Origin of the sequence: Bradyrhizobium liaoningense, assembly GCF_018130825.1 — a bacterium.
In the GTDB taxonomy this organism is placed as follows: Bacteria; Pseudomonadota; Alphaproteobacteria; order Rhizobiales; family Xanthobacteraceae; genus Bradyrhizobium; species Bradyrhizobium liaoningense_B.
Genome location: NZ_JAFCJS010000001.1, coordinates 1,015,335 through 1,031,682, shown reverse-complemented (window position 1 = coordinate 1,031,682; position 16,348 = coordinate 1,015,335). Strand labels below are relative to the sequence as shown.

General features: G+C 65.6%; 16 protein-coding genes and 1 pseudogene. 5 read left to right on the top strand and 12 right to left on the bottom strand.

Annotated elements, in window-relative coordinates; genetic code table 11:
- Window positions 1-3: 3 nt before the first annotated feature.
- From JQ603_RS04935 to JQ603_RS04920, 4 genes are all read right to left on the bottom strand, one after another.
- A complete protein-coding gene (locus JQ603_RS04935) occupies window positions 4-975 on the bottom strand; it encodes an ABC transporter substrate-binding protein (RefSeq protein WP_212336976.1) in 972 nt (323 codons plus the stop codon).
- 369 nt (window positions 976-1,344) lie between these two features.
- Window positions 1,345-3,603 (bottom strand): CHASE3 domain-containing protein, encoded by a 2,259-nt coding sequence (locus JQ603_RS04930; RefSeq protein ID WP_212336974.1) that lies wholly within the window; start codon window positions 3,601-3,603, stop codon window positions 1,345-1,347.
- The gene (locus JQ603_RS04925) at window positions 3,600-4,013 is read right to left on the bottom strand and encodes a response regulator (RefSeq protein ID WP_212336972.1); all 414 of its coding nucleotides are present in this window, start codon (window positions 4,011-4,013) and stop codon (window positions 3,600-3,602) included. Before JQ603_RS04925 ends, JQ603_RS04930 begins: the two co-directional genes overlap by 4 nt.
- Window positions 4,014-4,259: 246 nt before the next feature.
- The gene (locus JQ603_RS04920) at window positions 4,260-4,934 is read right to left on the bottom strand and encodes a BA14K family protein (protein ID WP_212336970.1); all 675 of its coding nucleotides are present in this window, start codon (window positions 4,932-4,934) and stop codon (window positions 4,260-4,262) included.
- 245 nt (window positions 4,935-5,179) lie between these two features.
- Between JQ603_RS04920 and JQ603_RS04915 the strand changes: the two genes are divergently transcribed.
- Window positions 5,180-5,587, top strand: coding sequence for an NADH:ubiquinone oxidoreductase subunit NDUFA12 (locus JQ603_RS04915; protein ID WP_026312721.1), 408 nt, complete (start codon window positions 5,180-5,182; stop codon window positions 5,585-5,587).
- Window positions 5,588-5,942: 355 nt separating this feature from the next.
- Here the strand turns inward: JQ603_RS04915 and JQ603_RS04910 are convergent, their stop codons facing one another.
- On the bottom strand, window positions 5,943-6,662 hold the full coding sequence (locus JQ603_RS04910; protein WP_212336968.1) for a DUF899 family protein: 720 nt from the start codon (window positions 6,660-6,662) through the stop codon (window positions 5,943-5,945).
- An 81-nt stretch (window positions 6,663-6,743) separates the two neighbouring features.
- Window positions 6,744-7,430, bottom strand: coding sequence for a DJ-1/PfpI family protein (locus JQ603_RS04905; RefSeq protein WP_212336966.1), 687 nt, complete (start codon window positions 7,428-7,430; stop codon window positions 6,744-6,746).
- Window positions 7,431-7,535: 105 nt separating this feature from the next.
- Between JQ603_RS04905 and JQ603_RS04900 the strand changes: the two genes are divergently transcribed.
- The 3 genes and pseudogenes from JQ603_RS04900 (at window position 7,536) to JQ603_RS37925 (ending at window position 9,276) form a co-directional block, all read left to right on the top strand.
- Complete coding sequence (locus JQ603_RS04900; protein ID WP_212336964.1) at window positions 7,536-8,474, top strand: GlxA family transcriptional regulator; 939 nt, start codon at window positions 7,536-7,538, stop codon at window positions 8,472-8,474.
- Between the two features lie 23 nt (window positions 8,475-8,497).
- Window positions 8,498-9,007: pseudogene (locus tag JQ603_RS37930) on the top strand (methyltransferase domain-containing protein); the annotation flags it as partial.
- Entirely contained in the window at window positions 8,890-9,276 is a 387-nt protein-coding gene (locus tag JQ603_RS37925; protein ID WP_245003519.1) for a hypothetical protein, read from the top strand. The pseudogene JQ603_RS37930 and the gene JQ603_RS37925, both read left to right, overlap by 118 nt.
- A 7-nt stretch (window positions 9,277-9,283) precedes the next feature.
- Here JQ603_RS37925 and JQ603_RS04890 read toward each other — a convergent pair whose 3' ends face one another.
- Together JQ603_RS04890 and JQ603_RS04885 are read right to left on the bottom strand one after the other, a co-directional pair.
- Window positions 9,284-10,291: a Na+-dependent transporter gene (locus JQ603_RS04890; protein ID WP_212336962.1), complete on the bottom strand. Its 1,008-nt coding sequence runs from the start codon at window positions 10,289-10,291 to the stop codon at window positions 9,284-9,286.
- 13 nt (window positions 10,292-10,304) lie between these two features.
- Window positions 10,305-11,252 carry an alpha/beta hydrolase gene (locus tag JQ603_RS04885; RefSeq protein WP_212336960.1) on the bottom strand — a complete coding sequence of 316 codons (948 nt, stop codon included), beginning with the start codon at window positions 11,250-11,252 and terminating at the stop codon, window positions 10,305-10,307.
- 223 nt (window positions 11,253-11,475) lie between these two features.
- Between JQ603_RS04885 and JQ603_RS04880 the strand changes: the two genes are divergently transcribed.
- Window positions 11,476-12,504: a DUF2155 domain-containing protein gene (locus JQ603_RS04880; protein WP_212336958.1), complete on the top strand. Its 1,029-nt coding sequence runs from the start codon at window positions 11,476-11,478 to the stop codon at window positions 12,502-12,504.
- Window positions 12,505-12,511: 7 nt separating this feature from the next.
- Here JQ603_RS04880 and aat read toward each other — a convergent pair whose 3' ends face one another.
- Genes aat through JQ603_RS04860 form a run of 4 tightly spaced genes read right to left on the bottom strand, consistent with a single transcriptional unit; the run spans window position 12,512 to window position 16,317 of the window.
- Window positions 12,512-13,192, bottom strand: coding sequence for a leucyl/phenylalanyl-tRNA--protein transferase (aat, locus tag JQ603_RS04875; RefSeq protein WP_212336956.1), 681 nt, complete (start codon window positions 13,190-13,192; stop codon window positions 12,512-12,514).
- Window positions 13,193-13,250: 58 nt separating this feature from the next.
- Window positions 13,251-14,366 carry a sensor histidine kinase gene (locus JQ603_RS04870; protein ID WP_212336954.1) on the bottom strand — a complete coding sequence of 372 codons (1,116 nt, stop codon included), beginning with the start codon at window positions 14,364-14,366 and terminating at the stop codon, window positions 13,251-13,253.
- On the bottom strand, window positions 14,363-14,803 hold the full coding sequence (locus JQ603_RS04865) for a response regulator (RefSeq protein ID WP_212336952.1): 441 nt from the start codon (window positions 14,801-14,803) through the stop codon (window positions 14,363-14,365). The genes JQ603_RS04870 and JQ603_RS04865 overlap by 4 nt, the downstream gene beginning before the upstream one ends.
- Window positions 14,800-16,317, bottom strand: a complete 1,518-nt coding sequence (locus tag JQ603_RS04860) for a sensor histidine kinase (protein WP_212336950.1) — start codon at window positions 16,315-16,317, stop codon at window positions 14,800-14,802. The genes JQ603_RS04865 and JQ603_RS04860 overlap by 4 nt, the downstream gene beginning before the upstream one ends.
- Window positions 16,318-16,348 lie beyond the last annotated feature (31 nt).

Sequence of the window (16,348 nt, the reverse complement as noted above, 5' to 3'; positions counted from 1 at the left end):
CTCTCAGGAGATCACCTTGCTGGCGCGAAACAGGATCGACGACACATCCAGGTCGATACCCAGAAGCCTGGCTGTCTTCAGATTGACTGCCAGTTCAAACTTCTCGGGGCGCATCACCGGAAGATCTGACGGATTTTCACCGCGCAGGATGCGGTCGGCATAAGTCGCAAGCCGAAAATAGGTCGTGCGCTGGTTTGCGCCGTAACTCAAGAGACCTCCAGCGTCACAATATTCAGACCAGCCAAACATCGAAGGCCGCCGGTGCGCGATTGCAAACTCCGCAATCCTCGCACGATGCACCAGCGTCACAGCATCGGGAAACACGAGGAGAGCATCCGCGTCCACCTTGCCGGCAGTCATCAACGCATTCTCGATTTCGCGAGCGCCACAGAACGGAACGTAGGCTGACTCAATGCCGAGATTCCGGCACGACTCCAAGGTCGCACGCCATTCCAGTGGCTCTCCCGGATGATCCGTGTTCGAGAAGACCGCCAATTTTCGCAGCCTTGGATAAATGTCCTTGAGCAGCTCAACGCGCTTTCCTGCCAGCTCGAGCGACAGGAATGTGCTGCCGGTGAAATTGGTGCCGGGGTGAGCAAGGCTCTTCACCACACCCAAAGCGACGGGGTCACCGCTCAATGCAAACAGCACGGGGATGTCGGTGACCGCGGTCATGACGCGTGTCGCCGGACCACTCGAGACCACAAGGTCGATATCCCCTCGCTGCAACTCGGAGACGATCTTGCGCAGTGCCTGCGGATTGCCAGGGGCATAATGCGTCTCGAAGCTTACCGTCTTGCCCTCGACGTATCCCAGCGCGCGCATTCCCTCGCGAAGGCCGTCCAGGAAAGGATCCGGTTCGGACTGAGTCGAGACCCAGAAGATACGATGCAGCTTGGCTCCGCCCTGCGCCCGTGCGATCGCAGGCCAGGCCAGTCCTCCACCAATCAACAAGATGAATTCTCGTCTTTTCATGCGAGCACCTGTCGAAGCTGCGTCGTCAATGCCGGCCGCAGATCAAGGTCCTGGCTGTGCATCTGGTGACTGCGCTCGGTATCGCGCTCCGCAAGCGGACCGTCGCGACACCGGCTCACACATTTGTCGGCGAGAGCATGCTCAGAGATTGGGCTGGCGAGGCGATTTGTCCTTGAGATGCGCTTGTTTTTTGCTTGAGACTGGCTCGATCGAGATCAAACGGCTTCAGTCGTTGCATGGCGCGGTGTCGGAACACCTCCGGCGCGGATCCGAGCCAGCTACGGCGTTTCAAGAGGACAACCGGAACTCGCATCCTGAGCCAGTGCCCTCATATATGGTGTGACTGCAGCGCCTTCGGCAGTTCACGCGCTAGCCAGCCACCATCCCTCCGCCGCCCAGCGCCTTCCGGATCATCTCGGCGAGCTGGTTGCGGCGATAGGGCTTTGTCAGCAGCAGCACGCCGTCGTCGAGCTTGCCGTGGTGGACGATGGCGTTGTCGGTGTAGCCGGAGGTGTAGAGCACCTTCAGCCCGGGGCGGAGCGTTGCCACCTTATCGGCGAGCTCGCGCCCGCTCATGCCGCCGGGGATGACGACGTCGGTGAACAGCAGGTCAAAGGCCTGGCCGGCCTCGATCATTTCCAGCGCCACCCGGCTGTCGGGCGCGGAGACCGTCTCGTAGCCGAGGCTCTGCAATTGCGCGGTGACGAAGTTGCGCACCAGCGGATCGTCCTCGACCACGAAGATGGTCTCGGCACCGCCTTCGGCCTGCGGCGCGACGGTCGCGGCCGCGTCCGGCGTGCCTTCGCCCGGCGGCAGATAGAGCTTGATCGTGGTGCCGTGGCCTTCCTCGCTGTAGATCTTGATGTGGCCGCCGGACTGCTTGACGAAGCCGTAGACCATGGAGAGGCCAAGGCCCGATCCCTTGCCGACTTCCTTGGTGGTGAAGAACGGCTCGAATGCCATCTGCTGGGTATCGGCCGACATGCCGGTGCCGGTGTCGCTGACCGCGAGCATCACGTAGGGGCCGGGCCGAACCTCCGCATTGGCCTGCGCATAGGCCTCGTCGAGCACGACGCGGTGGGTCTCCAGCAGCAGCTTGCCGCCGTTCGGCATGGCATCGCGGGCGTTGATCGCCATGTTGAGCACGGCATTGGTGAGTCGGGACGGATCGATATGGGCCGTCATCGGCCCCTGTTCCAGCACCGTCTCGATCTGGATCTGCTCGCCGAGCGTGGGGCGCAGCAATTTGGCGATGTCCGTAATCGCGGCGTTGATCTCGACGTTGCGCGGCTGCAGCGGCTGCCTGCGCGCGAACGCAAGCAGATGCTGGATCAGCTCGGCGCAGCGCTCGGCGGCATCGTCGATCAGGCGCGCCACGCGCTGCAGCTCCGGCTGCTGCTTCAGGCTCGCGACCAGCGTCTCCGTGTTGCCGGAGATGACGGTCAGCATGTTGTTGAAGTCGTGCGCGACGCCGCCGGTCAGCTTGCCGATGGCATCCAGCTTCTGCGACTGGTGCAGTTGCCGCTCGGTCTCGCGCGAAGTGGTCGCGTCATGATAGACCAGCACTGCGCCCGTGATGTCGCCTTGCCCGTCCAGCATCGGTCGGCCGCTGATCATGAGATGGCGGATCTGATTGCCGCTGTGCGGGCGGACGATCATCTCCAGATCTTCGAACTCCTCGCCGCTCAGCACGCGCGCCGAAGGCAGCTCCCTGGCCTTCATCGGCGTGAGGCCGTCGCCGTGAAAGACGTCGGACAGCGCCCGCAGATTGCCGAGGTTCATGCCAGCGCGATGCAGCAGCATGCGTTCGGCGGCCGGATTGGACAGCAGGACGTTGCCCTCGGCGTCGATGACCAGCACCGCCTCCGCCATGCTGCGAAAGGTGCTCTGGAGCACGTTGACCGACAGCCGCAGCTCGTCATGCGCGGTGACGAGGTGCTCGGTGCGCTCGGCGACCGCGGCCTCGAGCTGCTCCTTGGCGGCCGTGGTCTCCAGCAGCGTGCTCTTGAGCACGAACTGGGTGCGCTGACTCTCGCGCATCACCATCACGACCAGCAGCAGGATCACCAGCGCGCCGGCGACATCGATGCCGAGCAGCACGATGCCGGTGCGGCGCGAATCCTGGGAGCGCGCGGCGAGCACGCGTTCCTCCTCTGCGCTCAATTGGTCGAGATTGGCCATCACCGTGTCCATCAGGCCGCGGCCTTCGGCCTTGCTGTTGAGCGCGGTAATGCCGGCCTGGTCGTTCATGGCGCGCAGGCGCATCGCCTCGGCGGCGATTTCGACCCGGCGCAGCGCCAGCGGCTCGGTGCCCTCCAGCAGCGCGACCTGATCGGGATTGTCGCGCACGCCGCGCTTGAGATCGGCGAGCGCCGGCGCGATCTGGGCGTGCACCGTCTCGAACTCGTCCTTGAAACCCGGGCTGCGATAGAGCTCGTAGCCGCGCGCGGCACTCTCGGCGCGACGCAGCAGCACGCGCAGATCGGAGACCTTCTTCTGCACCTGGACGGTGTGATTGACCCACGCGGCCTCGGACCGCGACTTCACGTCGAGGGCGATCGAGGCTGCGGTGATGATCAGGAGGATTGCAAGTCCAGCACCGAGAATGACGCGCTGCGTTGGAATCAAGGGGCTTCTTTCTTGTCCTTCGGTGCGCTCTCGCCGGCGAGGCATTCCCGGATGCTGGTCAGCAGCGCTTCCGGCGTGAATGGCTTGCGCAGGCAGCGGCTTGCGCCGAGCTCCAGCGCCATGCGCAGGAAATCGGGAGAGGGCGAGGCGGACGAGGCGAAGGCATAGCCGGACATCGCGATCAGCGGGATCGCCGGCGCGCGCTCGTGAAAGATGCGGATGGATTCGAAGCCGCGCATGTGCGGCATGAAGATATCGACCAACATCACGTCGTAGGATTGCGTTTCCAGCGCAGCCAGTCCCGCTTCGCCGCCGTCAGCCAGCGTGACGTCGAAGCCCTGACGTTGGAGGAGGACCTCGATGGTCGCGCCGACCATCGGATCGTCATCTACCACGAGGATACGCGGCATGACATTTCCCAGTAGATCGAAGTCCCCACAGGCAATGGTGATATCCGCGAATCGTGGGTCGGGTCAATTTTGGATTGGATCAGGGTAGATATGCACGGCGGGGTGAATAGAGGTCCGTTTGCATCAACTTGTACACAACGTCGCAAGCACGAGGCTGGTGCACGCGGCACAGGTGAGGGGCGCGATACACACGAAAGAGGCGTCGCATCGCTGCGACGCCTCTTCCTTCAAACCTGTTCGGTCCGCTTACGGGCAGGGATGACGCTGCCCGTCATAGCCGAGATATGTGCCGGAGGCCGGATCATACGATCTGTAACGCTGCGCGCAGTAGGCCGCGGAATCGCCGCCACCGTCGGGCACCACCGCCACTGATGGCTCATCGTAGTAACTGTCGCCATAGTAGTAGGGGTCATCGTAATACCCGCCGCCGTAATAGGCGTACGAGCCGAGGCCGCCGATCGCGGCGCCTGCCGCGAAGCCGGGCCAGAAGCCGCCGCGACGATGCCAGTGACGGCCGCTCCAATTGCCGCTGCCGCCCTGCCAGTTGCCCGCAGTTGCGACGCTGCGCGTCCCGCTGAAGGACGGCGAGACGGTGGGACGGCTCGCCATGCCACCTACGAAACCGCTGCCGCTTGGACGTGCCGCGCCGGCCGCGAAACTGCCCGCGCTGGGACGCATGGCCCCGCCGGCCGCGAAATTGCCGCCGCTCGGGCGCATCGCGGCGCCGGCTCCGAAATTGCCGCCACCGCCGTGGAAGGCCGCGCCGCCACCGCCGATCCGCGCGCCGCCGCCACCGCCGCCGCCAATATGGGCACCACCGCCTCCGCCCGCTGCGGGACGATTCTGTGCGAAGCTCGGGCTCGCCATCGGAAGAACCAACGCCACAGCCGCGACGGCACTGAGAACTTTCAGACTTTTCATGTCAAAACTCCTTTCCCGGGAGGCAAACCCTGTGCAGGGGTTGAAGTTCCGGGATCACGCCGGTTTGCGCGTGCCGAGAGCGTCTCACCGGACCGCTGTACCCGGCATGAACGGATCGCGTCCGATTTGCGGCGGGAAGCGGTTGTCCGAGGCACGCATTTGCGGCGGGTGCGGCCGCACCCGGCGAACTGGACATTTTGCCGTCCGGATGGCATCAGGGCCGGACGAAGCAGGGCCCTTGCCGCATGAAACAATTCTTTCTGAAGTTCTTCACCTGGTGGAGTGGCCAGACGTTTGGCACCCAGCTCTGGACCAAGCGGTACGGGGAGCTGGTTGGCCAGGACGAGCAGGGCAACCTCTATTATCGCACCCGCGGCGGGGAGATCGATCCGACCCTCGGCTTCGAGCGGCGCTGGGTGATCTATAATGGCTATGCCGAGGCGAGCCGCATCCCGCCGGCCTGGCATGGCTGGATCCATCACGTCGTCGACACCCCGCCGACCGAGATCAACTACCAGCCGCGTGAGTGGGAAAAACCGCACCAGCCGAATCTCACCGGCACGGCCAAGGCCTACCGGCCCTCCGGCTCGACGCTCGCCAGCGGCAAGCGCCCCAAGGCGACCGGCGACTACCAGCCCTGGACCCCCGGCTAGCTGCCAGCGATCTTCCATCGTTCGACTGGATGCATCCGCATCCGCATCACGCCGCTGTGGACAACGGGAACAGCGGGGATGCCGCTTGCGCGGTCGTTGCGTTGACGCGGGCGATGCGGCTCAATGATCCCATCTTACGGAGATGGGAAACCATCGCGTTCGGTTCGGGCAACAGCTCGCGACTGTCCCGAAATGCAGCGGCCGCCGACCAGGACTCGATCGGGAGATAGGCCCCCGGTCTGGAAGGTCCGAAATCGCCCGATGTGAATGTGCAGCCGCCGTAAGACAGGAAAGGCCGCTTGGGAAACCGAGCGGCCTTTTTCTGTGAGGCACTTCGTCGGCCGGTTTGTGCGCCTCAGTCGTAGCGCACCTTCGGGAAGAAGTCGCCGCGGCCTTCGGGCGTCATGTCGAAAAGGCCCCAGAGCGGATCGACCAGATCACCGGCGCGATGATGCTGCTTCGGCGCGGGCGGCGCGAAGCTCATCTCCGAGCCCCAGAAGTGCCTGATCTTGCCATTCGCTTTCCTGAAGACGTTGAAGATCGTCTCGTCCCAATTCTGCCCGTCGGGAACGTGGTGCTGCGCGCGCATCCCCTTGGAGAACTTCGAGGTGTCGCCGAAGTAGTCCGCATCAAAGGTGTTGCCGGCCGTGGAGAGCAGCGACAGATGTTCCCAACCTCGTTCGTGGGCCCAGGCGGCGAGGCGCGCGATCGGCGATTTCGCAACGATGTGAAGCGCTGCACGCTCGCCGACATGCCGTGCGGCGCCGTCGAGCCCGTCAAGCAAATGGGTGCAGCCGGGGCAGGGCAGCTCGCGCTCCGGCCCATACATGAAGCTGTACAGGATCAGCGTGTCATGAGGGCCGAACAGCTCCGACATCCTGACCTGTTCCGGCATGCTCGTTTTGCCGATGCGTTCGAAGACGTAATCTTGCGGCACCTCGCCGCCGAGCGGTAGCGCGCGACGCCCGGCGGCAACGGCCTCAATCTGAGCTCGGAGGGCAATCTCCTCGTTCAGCAACGCATTTCGCGCGGTACGATACTCAGTGCTTTCGTTGGGGTAGTGGAGATGCTCCATGATTGCGCTCCGGATGCCGTGAGTTTCGTGCGGGTTCAACTCGTCCCCCGAAACCTCAGTTCCAGACCGAAGGTGGAATGCCTACATCACACGCGCCGCCGCGCGTTCGACGGCATCGAGGCGGTAGGCCTGCAGAGGCTCAATGCGCTGCTTGACGAAAGCGAGCACTTCGGCGGGCGCGGTGTCGGGCGAGCCGGAATTGAACGGCGGCGCCGGATTGTATTCGATCCCGAGCTGGATCGCCTCCGCCGCGGTGCGGCTGACCAGGATCGACACCAGCGTCAGCGCGAAATCGATCCCGGCGGTGACGCCGCCGCCCGTCACGCGATTGCGATCGACGCAGACGCGCGTCTTGGTCGGCGTCGCCCCGAACTGGCTGAGCATCTCCATCGCGCTCCAATGGGTGGCGGCGCGGTAGCCCTTCAACAGGCCGGCGGCGCCGAGCGCCAGCGAGCCCGTACAGACCGAGGTGACATATTTGGCGTCCTCCGCCTGCCGGCGCAGGAATTCGAGCACCTCCTCGTCATTGAGCAGATCGTCGGTGCCGCGACCTCCGGGCACGCAGATCACGTCGAGTTGCGGGCAATCGGCGAATGTCGTGGTCGGCGTCACGATGAGCGCGGAATCGCTCGGTACCGGCTCGATCCGCTTCCAGATCAGATGCAACTTCGCGCCGGGGACGGCGGAGAACACCTGCAACGGGCCGGTGAAGTCGAGCTGGGTGACGCGCGGGAACACCAAAAGTCCAATCTGCAGCGGCGCCGACATGAGAACCTCCAATGAAGTGCTTGACGGGCGCAAACTGGCATGATGCCCTTCTGTCCAAAATGGCGTAATTCCCTCACTTTCGGACATATCATTCGGAGCTGGCCCATGATCGGCATCCTGATCTTCCCCGACTTCCAGCTGCTCGACGCAGCCGGTCCGATCTCGGCGTTCGAGATCGCGGCGCGTGCGTCCGGCAAGCCGCTTGCGCTGCGGGTGCTGGCGGTGAAGGCGGGGCTCGTACGCAGCTCGTCGGGTGCCGAGATGATGGCGCGAGATCTCAAGTCGGCGAATGCCATCACGACGCTGGTCATCGCGGGCGGTGCCGGCGTTGCGGAGGCCGCGCGCTGCGAGATCACGCGCGCCTTCGTGCAACGCCTGGCGAAGCGCGGCGCGCGGGTCGCGAGCGTCTGCTCGGGCGCCTACGTGCTGGCCGAAGCGGGCCTGCTCGACGGCCGCCGCGCCACGACGCATTGGGGCCGGACGCGCGATTTCGTCGCGCGCTATCCCAAAGTGAAGTTCGAGCCGGACCAGATCTTCACCCGCGACGGCAATGTATGGACCTCGGCGGGCATCACGGCCGGCATCGACCTTGCGCTGGCGATGGTCACCGAGGACCAGGGCGAGGAGATCGCGCAGGCGACGGCGCGCCAGCTCGTGCTCTACCATCGCCGCAGCGGCGGCCAGTCGCAATTCTCTTCGCTGCTGGAATTGAAGGCGCCGAACGGCCGCTTCGGCGCGCTGCTATCCTGGGCGCGCGAAAATCTCGACGCGCCGCTGACGGTGGAGGAGCTTGCCGATCGCGCCGGCATGAGCGCGCGGCATTTCGCCCGCGCCTTTGCCGCCGAGACCGGCACGACGCCATCGAAGGCGATCGAGCGGCTCCGCCTCGAAGTCGCGCGCGAGCGCGTGCAGTCCTCGCGCGAGGCGATCGAGCTCGTCGCGGAGACGACCGGGTTCCGCGACCCCGAACGCATGCGGCGCGCCTTCATCCGCGCCTTCGGCCAGCCGCCACAGGCGCTGCGGCGCGCGGCGCGGGCGGGATAGGACATCTCACTTGCCGTGCGACCATGGAGGCGATGATGAGCGGAATGGAGTACAGCAATGAGAACGCGAAACGGCTCCAGAGACTCTATCTCACGGGCGATGTGAAAGCCCAGCGCGCGGAGACAATCCGGCAGCTCGGTCTGTCTGCCGGCGAGCGCGTTCTCGATATCGGATGCGGTCCGGGCTATCTCTGCGAAAGCATGGCTGAGCTCGTCGGTCCCCATGGATCTGTCGTCGGCATCGATGTGTCGACCGACCTGATCGCCGTCTGCGACCGGCAGAAGGCGTCGGAGTGGATTTCATATGCCATCGGCAACGCGACGGAGTTGGGTCAGCCCGATGCGTCGTTCGACGCCGTCGTTTGCACCCAGGTCGCCGAGTACGTGCCCGATGTCGACCGCGTCCTGATCGAAGCATGTCGCGTGCTGAAACCGGGCGGCCGAACGATTTTCGTCGCAACGGATTGGGACGCGGTGGTCTGGCATTCCGACAACCGGGAACGCATGGCCGCCGTCATGACATCATGGGAGGCGCATTGCGCCCATCCGCGTCTGCCGCGATCGATGGCCTCGAGACTGATCAGTGCCGGATTTCATCTGGACGGAGCATCGATGACGAGAGCTACAGCAAGGGACTGGCACAGGGTATCAGGGATTTCGTCAGCCGCACGAACGACGTCTCCGCTGATGATCTCACTGCATGGCACAGCGAGTTCGAGCGCCTCGCCGAGGCGGAACAATATTTCTTCAGCACCAACCGGTATATCTTCAAGGCGTCGAAATCTGCGGGGGCGCCGACATGAGAGCGTCCTAACTCGAGCTGCCTGCAACCGTCGCCCTGGCCGTGTCCGCGCGCGCCGTCAGTCGCCGCGCGATCGGCGTCAGCAGATAGGGCGCAAGATGGATCGGAAACTGCGTCAGCGCGAAATAGAGCCAGGTCGCCGGCGGCAGCGCGCCCGCGGTCGCCGCCAGCATCAGGCCGAGATTGCGCTGTGACACCATCAGCCCGACGGCGAAGGCGCGCTCATAGCCGGCGCGGCGGAAGATCAGCGTCGTGACAGTGAGCAGGGTGAAATAAACCGCGAAGGCGAGCAGTGCGACGCCGATCGTGAACACGGGATCGGCGACGAAGTCATGCGCCACGTCGCCCATCACGGCGGACGCGAAGACCAGCAGGATGAGGATGTTGAAACCGTCGATCGGCCGCTTGTGGCGCTGGATGGCTTTGGCGCCGACAATCCAGCGGATCGCCGTCGCGCCAATCAGCGAGACCGCGAGGATGCCGAGCAGCTTCAGGCCGAGCGTGAGCGGAGAGATGCTGAGCATGTCGCCGAGAAACAGGCTCGCGAACAACGAGGCCGTGAACGGCACGAGCGCGGTCGCGGTGACCAGGGTGACCAGCGGCAGCGTGGCATCGAGGCCGATCAGTGCGGCGAGCGCCGGCGCTGCCATCATCGGCGAGGCCATGGCCTGCAGCATCAGCGCGAGGAACAGTCCCGGCGAGCTTCGGTCGAGGCCGCTGCCATGGGCCACCAGCCCGACGACCAGCGGCACGCCGATCGTGGTCCAGGCCGTCGTGCTGGCGATCAATGCCGGCCGGCGGAGATGGCCGTAGAGCGCGGCTAGGTCGACCCGCATGAAGGAGATGCAGAGCAGAAGGAAAATCGCCTCGGTGACGTAGGGGCGCAACAGCGTGCCGAGCGGCGGCACCGCGACGGCGATGAATGCGATCGCCGCCACGGCGCGCGTGCCCTGGTCGCCGAGCCAGGTCAGGGCGCGCAGGGGGAGGGCGAAGAGGGTTTGAAGGATGGAAGGCATGGAGGAAGGCGCGTTACCCCAATCCCTTCAACCACGCGCCGATCTCGCCGACGGCGACATTGGCCTGCTGCAACAATTTGCCCATGGTGAAGAAGCCGTGGAATTGGCCGGGATAGTGCTTGTACGTGACTGATACGCCGGCCTGCTTCAGGCGCGCGGCATATTCATCGCCTTCGTCGCGCAGCGGATCGGCGCCGGCGGTCAGCACATAGGCCGGCGGCACGCCGGCGAGGTCTTGCGCGCGCGCCGGCGAGGCGCGCCAGTCGTGGATGTCGGCGGTGCCGGTCAGGTAGTGGTCGCGAAACCAGCGGATCACCGAATGGGTCAGCAGCACACTGGTTTCGGGCTCGCTGTGCGAGCCATGCGTCATGGCGAAATCGGTCGCCGGGTAGATCAATAGCTGGCCGGCGATCGCGGGGCCGCCGGCGTCGCGGGCGGCGAGCGCGACGACCGCGGCGAGATTGCCGCCGGCGCTGTCGCCGCCGATCGAGAGGCGCGAGGCGTCGATGCCGAGCTCGCGCGCATGGGCGGCGATCCATCTGGTTGCGGCGATCGCGTCATCAGCGGCCGCCGGAAATTTGTGCTCGGGCGCGAGGCGGTAGTCGACCGAGATCACGATCAACGCGCCCGAGACCGCAAGCTGGCGGCAGACGACGTCATGGGAGTCGAGATCGCCGATCACCCAGCCGCCGCCGTGAAAGAACACCAGGGCCGGCGACAGGCCGTCATGCCGGCGAGGCTCCTTCGGCACATAGAGGCGGGCGGGGACGTCCCCGTGCGGCGCCGGGATCGCGAGCTCTGCGATGCGGGCGAGTTCCGGCGGCTCGGGATTGGTGGCAAAGCGCGCCTGCAAATAATAAGCGCGCGCCTCAGCTGCGGTCAGGGTCTCGTAGGCGGGCCGGCCGGCCTCCTGGAACGCCCTGTAGACGGCGGCGGCGTCGGGATCGAGGACAACGGGCATCGGGGGCGACCTCTTTAGGCTTCTGGTTATGGTTGGACGTCGTTTCCGGGGAGGCGAATGTCCGCCTTATGCCCGCCTTGGGGCTCCGAGAGGAGGTATCCGACTATCCCATCCTGGAGCCGGTCTGGCCAGACGGCGCCGGGAAGGGCAGGGATGCCGCCCTTCCCCCGCCGTATTCGGCGTGTTAACCGGAGGGCCTGCGAGCGGCGGTATCCCCTGTAGAATGTCCAACAAGCCCGATTCGCTGTTGAAGCCGCGCGAGATGTTCAAAACCTTTACCCTGACAGGCCTTGCGGCGCTTTTGGCCGCCACCGCGCTGACGGTTGCGACGCCTGCGCAGGCGCAGATCGGCACGATCTTCTCCGATCCGCCGCCGCGGCCGCCGGGCAGCATTCCGCGTGGCCAGCCGCAGCCGCAGCTCCCCGACGACGACGAAGAGGTCCCCGAGCTGCCGCCGCAGGGCCGCGTGCTGCCCTCGCGCCCGATGCCGCCGCCTCAGGGACGTCAGGGTAACGTCATGCCGGGACCGGTGGAGACCCAGCCTTTGGCGCCGCCGCCAGGCTCGACCGTCGCGCCGCCAAACCAGCCGCCCTCCGCCGCGATCACGCCGCCCAATCAGCCGGGTGCGCCCGGTCAGCGCCAGCCCCAGCAGAAGGGCGGGCCGGGCGGTGCCGTGCCGCAGACGCCGGCGAGCCTGCAGCCGGGCGACGAGGTCGTGACCGAGCCGCCGGCCCAGAAGATCGTGAACAAGAAGGCGACCTTCTCCGGCCTCGACAAGATCACCGGGCGCATCATCAATTTCGACGAGGAGATCGGCGAGACCGTCCAGTTCGGTGCGCTTCGCGTCAAGACCAATGCCTGCTACACGCGGCCGGCGACGGAAGCCGCCAACACTGACGCCTTCGTCGAGGTCGACGAGATCACCTTGCAGGGCGAGGTGAAGCGGATCTTCTCAGGCTGGATGTATGCGGCAAGCCCCGGCCTGCACGGCGTCGAGCATCCGATCTACGACATCTGGCTGACCGACTGCAAAGAGCCGCAGCAGACCATTGCGACCGCGGCGCCGGATCCCGCGAACAAGCCTGCGCCTCCGCCGCCGCCCGCGCAGAAGAAGGCCGCGCCCAAGCAGGCGGTGCAGCAGCGCCCGCCGCAGCCGTTGCCGCCACCGCCGCAAGCGCAGCCGGCGCCGCCACCCCCGCCGCCGGAGCAGCGGCCGGGTTTGTTCGGGATCCCCGGGTTCGGCAGCCGATAAACCTGATCTATTGCCGCGAAGCGATGATCTCGAGTGCGCGCGCACCCGGGATCGCTTCACCGGGCGAGAGCCTCAGGAATTCGCCGGGGTCGCCGGCAAGCGCCTTGTCGAGCAGTCCGGTGTAGCGGCGCCGCGAAATCTCGACGGCGCCAAAGCTCTTCAGATGTTCTGTGACGTATTGCGTGTCGAGCAGCTCGAAGCCGCCATGGATCAGCCGCGCCACCAGATGCACCAGCGCGACCTTCGAGGCATCGCGCGCGGTGTGAAACATGCTTTCGCCGAAGAAGGCCCGCCCCAGACTCACGCCATAAAGCCCGCCGACGAGGTCGTCGCCCTCCCAGGCCTCGACGCTGTGGCAGTGGCCGAGCTCGAACAGGCCGCCATAGAGATCTCGGATGCGCTTGTTGATCCAGGTGTCCTCGCGTCCGGCCTGCGGCGCGGCGCAGCCGGCGATCGTGGCCTTGAAGGCGGTGTTGACGGTGACGCGAAAGGTATCCGAGCGCACGGTGCGCGCGAGCCGCGAGGCCACGCGAAAACCGTCGAGCGGGATGACGCCGCGCATTTCCGGCTCGACCCAGAACAGGGTCGGATCGTCGGCGCTTTCGGCCATCGGAAAGATGCCGCAGGCATAGGCGCGCAGCAGCACGGCCGGCGTGATCTCAGACGAGGCGGAATCGCGCGAAGTCATGGCCTGTGACAATAGCAGGATCGCAATGCGGTTGCGATGGGGGGAGGCGAGGTGCGGGTCAGCTCGCGGCGGCGTTATTGGCTTTGCCGGGCGGTTCGGGCGTGCGCTGGAACCTCAGCACGATGCGGGTTCCGCTGTGGGCGGGGTCGCGCTCGACCGAGGCGTCGAGCTTGGTGGCCATGGCCGCGACGATGCGCTGACCCATGCCGGTGGAGCGCGGGTCGGCCTTGACGTTGTCGCCGACGCCGTCGTCGGCGATCGTCAGCAGCAGATCCTCGCCCTGCGAGGTCAGCTCGACATGGATCGGGCCGGCGCCGTCGGGATAGGCGTATTTCACCGCGTTCATCACCAGCTCGTTGACGATGATGCCGACGGCGACGGCTCGGTCCGGATCGATCTCGATTGGCTCGGCCTTCAGCGTCAGGCGCGACATCCGGTTGCCTTCGGCCGAGCGCCTGAGATCCTCGAGCAGCGAGTCCAGATACTGGTTCAGCACCACGCTCTTCAGGTCCTGCGAGGTGTAGAGGCGGCGGTGCACCTGTGCGACCGCGGCGACGCGACCCATTGCGTTGGTCAGCGCGGCCTTGACCTCGTCCTGCGCGGCGGAGCTGGCCTGAAGGTGCAGCAGCGAGGCGATGATCTGGAGCGAGTTGCCGACGCGGTGGTTGACCTCGCGCAGCAAGAGCTCGCGTTCGGCGGCAAGTGCGGCGTAGCGGTCGCGTGAGGCGTGAATCTCGGCCTCCGCCTCCTCGCGTGCCTTCTGCAACTCGGCCTGACGCAGCGCGCCCTCGGCGGCGACGTGGAGCAGGGGGATGAAGTCGCCCTTAACGTCCTTGACGAGATAATCGGCCGCACCCGCCTTCAACGCGGTGACCGCGATGCTGGAATCCTGCGACGCCGTGACGAACACCACGGGAGGAGCGTCCGGGATCGCCATGATCTGCTCGAGCGTCTCGAGGCCGTCGAGGCCCGGCATGTACTGGTCGAGCGCCACGACGTCGATGCCGCCTTCGATGCCGTCTTGGGCGGCGGCCTTACGGATGTGCTCGAGGCCTTCTTCGCCGCTGGCGGCATGAACGACCCTGTAGCCGCGCCGGGTCAGGCCGCGTTCGACCAGGCGCGCCAGCGCGTCGTCGTCGTCGATATAGAGCAGTGTCGGCGTTCTCTGGTTCATGGGGCGGCGGGCGGGACCTGGATGACCGAGAAGAACAGCCCGAGTTGCCGGATGGCGTTGGCGAAATTCTCGTAGTTGACGGGTTTGGTGATGTAGACGTTGCAGCCGAGCTCGTAGCAGCGCTTGATCTCCTGGGAGTCGTCGGTGGTCGTGAGTACGACCACCGGCGAGGCCTTGAGATATTTGTTCTCCTTGATCCGCTTCAGGATGTCGATCCCGCTCATATCGGGCAGGTTGAGGTCGAGCAGGATCAAGAGGGCATTGCCCTTCTGGGGCAGCCCGCTGCCGTCGGCGCCGAACAGGTGCTTCACCGCATCGGTGCCGTTGGCAAACGATATGATCTCGTTGTTGACGCCGGAACGGCGAATGTTGCGCTCGATCAGTCGGGCGTGCCCCTCGTCGTCCTCGATCATGATGATGGTGACTGGTTGCGTCATCGATCTGGGTTCCGGGTGCTGGCGTTCCACGCGACGGGCAGCGTGATGGTGAACGTGCTGCCCGCGTTGAGTTCCGACGATACCGACATGGTGCCGCCGAGACGACGCACAAGTGCACGCACATGTGCAAGACCTATGCCCTGTCCCGGCTTGTCCTGGGTTCCCGCACGGCGGAACAGGTCGAATATCCGCTGATGATCCTTCGGATCGATGCCGCGGCCGTTGTCGCTGATCTCGAAGATAGCGTAGCCGAGCTTGGTCCGCCCGCGAATTCTGATCTCGCCGGGCGCCCCGCTCTTCAGATATTTGATCGCGTTGTCGATCAGGTTGGAGAAGATCTGCTCCAGCGCAAGGCGGTCGCTGACGATATCAGGCAGCGGCTCGACGTGGATCGTGGCCTGCGCTTCCACGGCCTGATGCGCCAGCGTCGACACGATGGCCTCGACGAACTCGCGTATGTCGATCTTCTCCGGCTGGAATTCGCGCCGGCCCTCGCGGGTGAGGTTGAGGATCGCCGAGATCAGCCGGTCCATCTTGGCGATCGACGATTTGATGAAGCCGAGCGCCTCGGAAAAATCCTCGGAGAGCTGCTTGTCGGGACCTTCGAGCGTGATCTCGCCGGAGGCCAAGGGCGGCCCGTCGGCCGGGACGTGGGTGAGGCTGCTGACGCGGCGGAAGATGTCGCCGCCGAGCTCCTCGAGCTCGCTGGTGAAGCCCATGATGTTGACGAGCGGCGAGCGCAGATCGTGGCTGACGATATAGGCGAAGCGCTGGATCTCGTTGTTGGCCTCGCGCAGGTCGGCCGTGCGTTCGTCGACGACGGCCTCCAGATTGAGGTTGGCATCGCGCAGGCGCGTCTCGGCCTCGTCACGGATGCGCGCCGAGCGCCGCAGCAGCCAGATCGAGATCAGGGCGAGCACCACCACGAGACCGGAGCCGATGCCGGTGAGGGAGGCGGCCAGCGTCTGGCTGCGGTCGGCATTGACGGAGCGCTGCCGGAACAGCCGTTCCTCTTCGCGGATCATCGCGTTGGCGAGGTTGGTGATCGTGGTGGTCGTGGTGCCGCCGGCGGCCTCGCGCACGAGTGCCTTGGCATTGTCGGGTTGACCTTGTTTGACGAAGTCCATCTCGCGCGCGAACTGGCCGAGCCGGACCTCGATCGCGGCGCTCAGCTTCTCGACGCTGTCGCGCTGCGCCGGACTGTCGCCGATCTGGCGCGTGAGCTTGTCGAGTGCCGGAATGATCGCTGCGACGGCCCTCTCGTGATCCGACTGGAAATCCGGTCCCTGCGTCAGGAGAAAGCCGCGGGCGCTGCTCTCGGCACGTCGGACCTCGAGCAACAGCGTATTGACCTGGTTCTCCACCTCGATGGTGTGGAGCACCCATTTGCTGTCGTCTCTTGCCTTGTTGACGAGGTAGACCGAGCCGGCGCTGATCACGGTCAGCACGAGCAGGCCCGCTGCGAACAGCAGGATCTGCCAAAATGCGCGCCGCCGCTGCGCTTCAGCCTTCACGACGGTGTCGCCCCGCGCAGACCAATGGAAA

Coding starts and splice junctions, on each gene's coding strand:
- JQ603_RS04935 (WP_212336976.1), bottom strand. CDS start 975: ATGAAAAGACGAGAATTCATCTTGTTGATTGGTGGAGGACTGGCCTGG.
- JQ603_RS04920 (WP_212336970.1), bottom strand. CDS start 4,934: ATGAAAAGTCTGAAAGTTCTCAGTGCCGTCGCGGCTGTGGCGTTGGTT.
- JQ603_RS04905 (WP_212336966.1), bottom strand. CDS start 7,430: ATGTCGGCGCCGCTGCAGATTGGACTTTTGGTGTTCCCGCGCGTCACC.
- JQ603_RS04910 (WP_212336968.1), bottom strand. CDS start 6,662: ATGGAGCATCTCCACTACCCCAACGAAAGCACTGAGTATCGTACCGCG.
- JQ603_RS04915 (WP_026312721.1), top strand. CDS start 5,180: ATGAAACAATTCTTTCTGAAGTTCTTCACCTGGTGGAGTGGCCAGACG.
- JQ603_RS04870 (WP_212336954.1), bottom strand. CDS start 14,366: ATGAACCAGAGAACGCCGACACTGCTCTATATCGACGACGACGACGCG.
- JQ603_RS04885 (WP_212336960.1), bottom strand. CDS start 11,252: ATGCCCGTTGTCCTCGATCCCGACGCCGCCGCCGTCTACAGGGCGTTC.
- JQ603_RS04925 (WP_212336972.1), bottom strand. CDS start 4,013: ATGCCGCGTATCCTCGTGGTAGATGACGATCCGATGGTCGGCGCGACC.
- JQ603_RS37925 (WP_245003519.1), top strand. CDS start 8,890: ATGTCGCGTGCTGAAACCGGGCGGCCGAACGATTTTCGTCGCAACGGA.
- aat (WP_212336956.1), bottom strand. CDS start 13,192: ATGACTTCGCGCGATTCCGCCTCGTCTGAGATCACGCCGGCCGTGCTG.
- JQ603_RS04900 (WP_212336964.1), top strand. CDS start 7,536: ATGATCGGCATCCTGATCTTCCCCGACTTCCAGCTGCTCGACGCAGCC.
- JQ603_RS04890 (WP_212336962.1), bottom strand. CDS start 10,291: ATGCCTTCCATCCTTCAAACCCTCTTCGCCCTCCCCCTGCGCGCCCTG.
- JQ603_RS04880 (WP_212336958.1), top strand. CDS start 11,476: ATGTCCAACAAGCCCGATTCGCTGTTGAAGCCGCGCGAGATGTTCAAA.
- JQ603_RS04865 (WP_212336952.1), bottom strand. CDS start 14,803: ATGACGCAACCAGTCACCATCATCATGATCGAGGACGACGAGGGGCAC.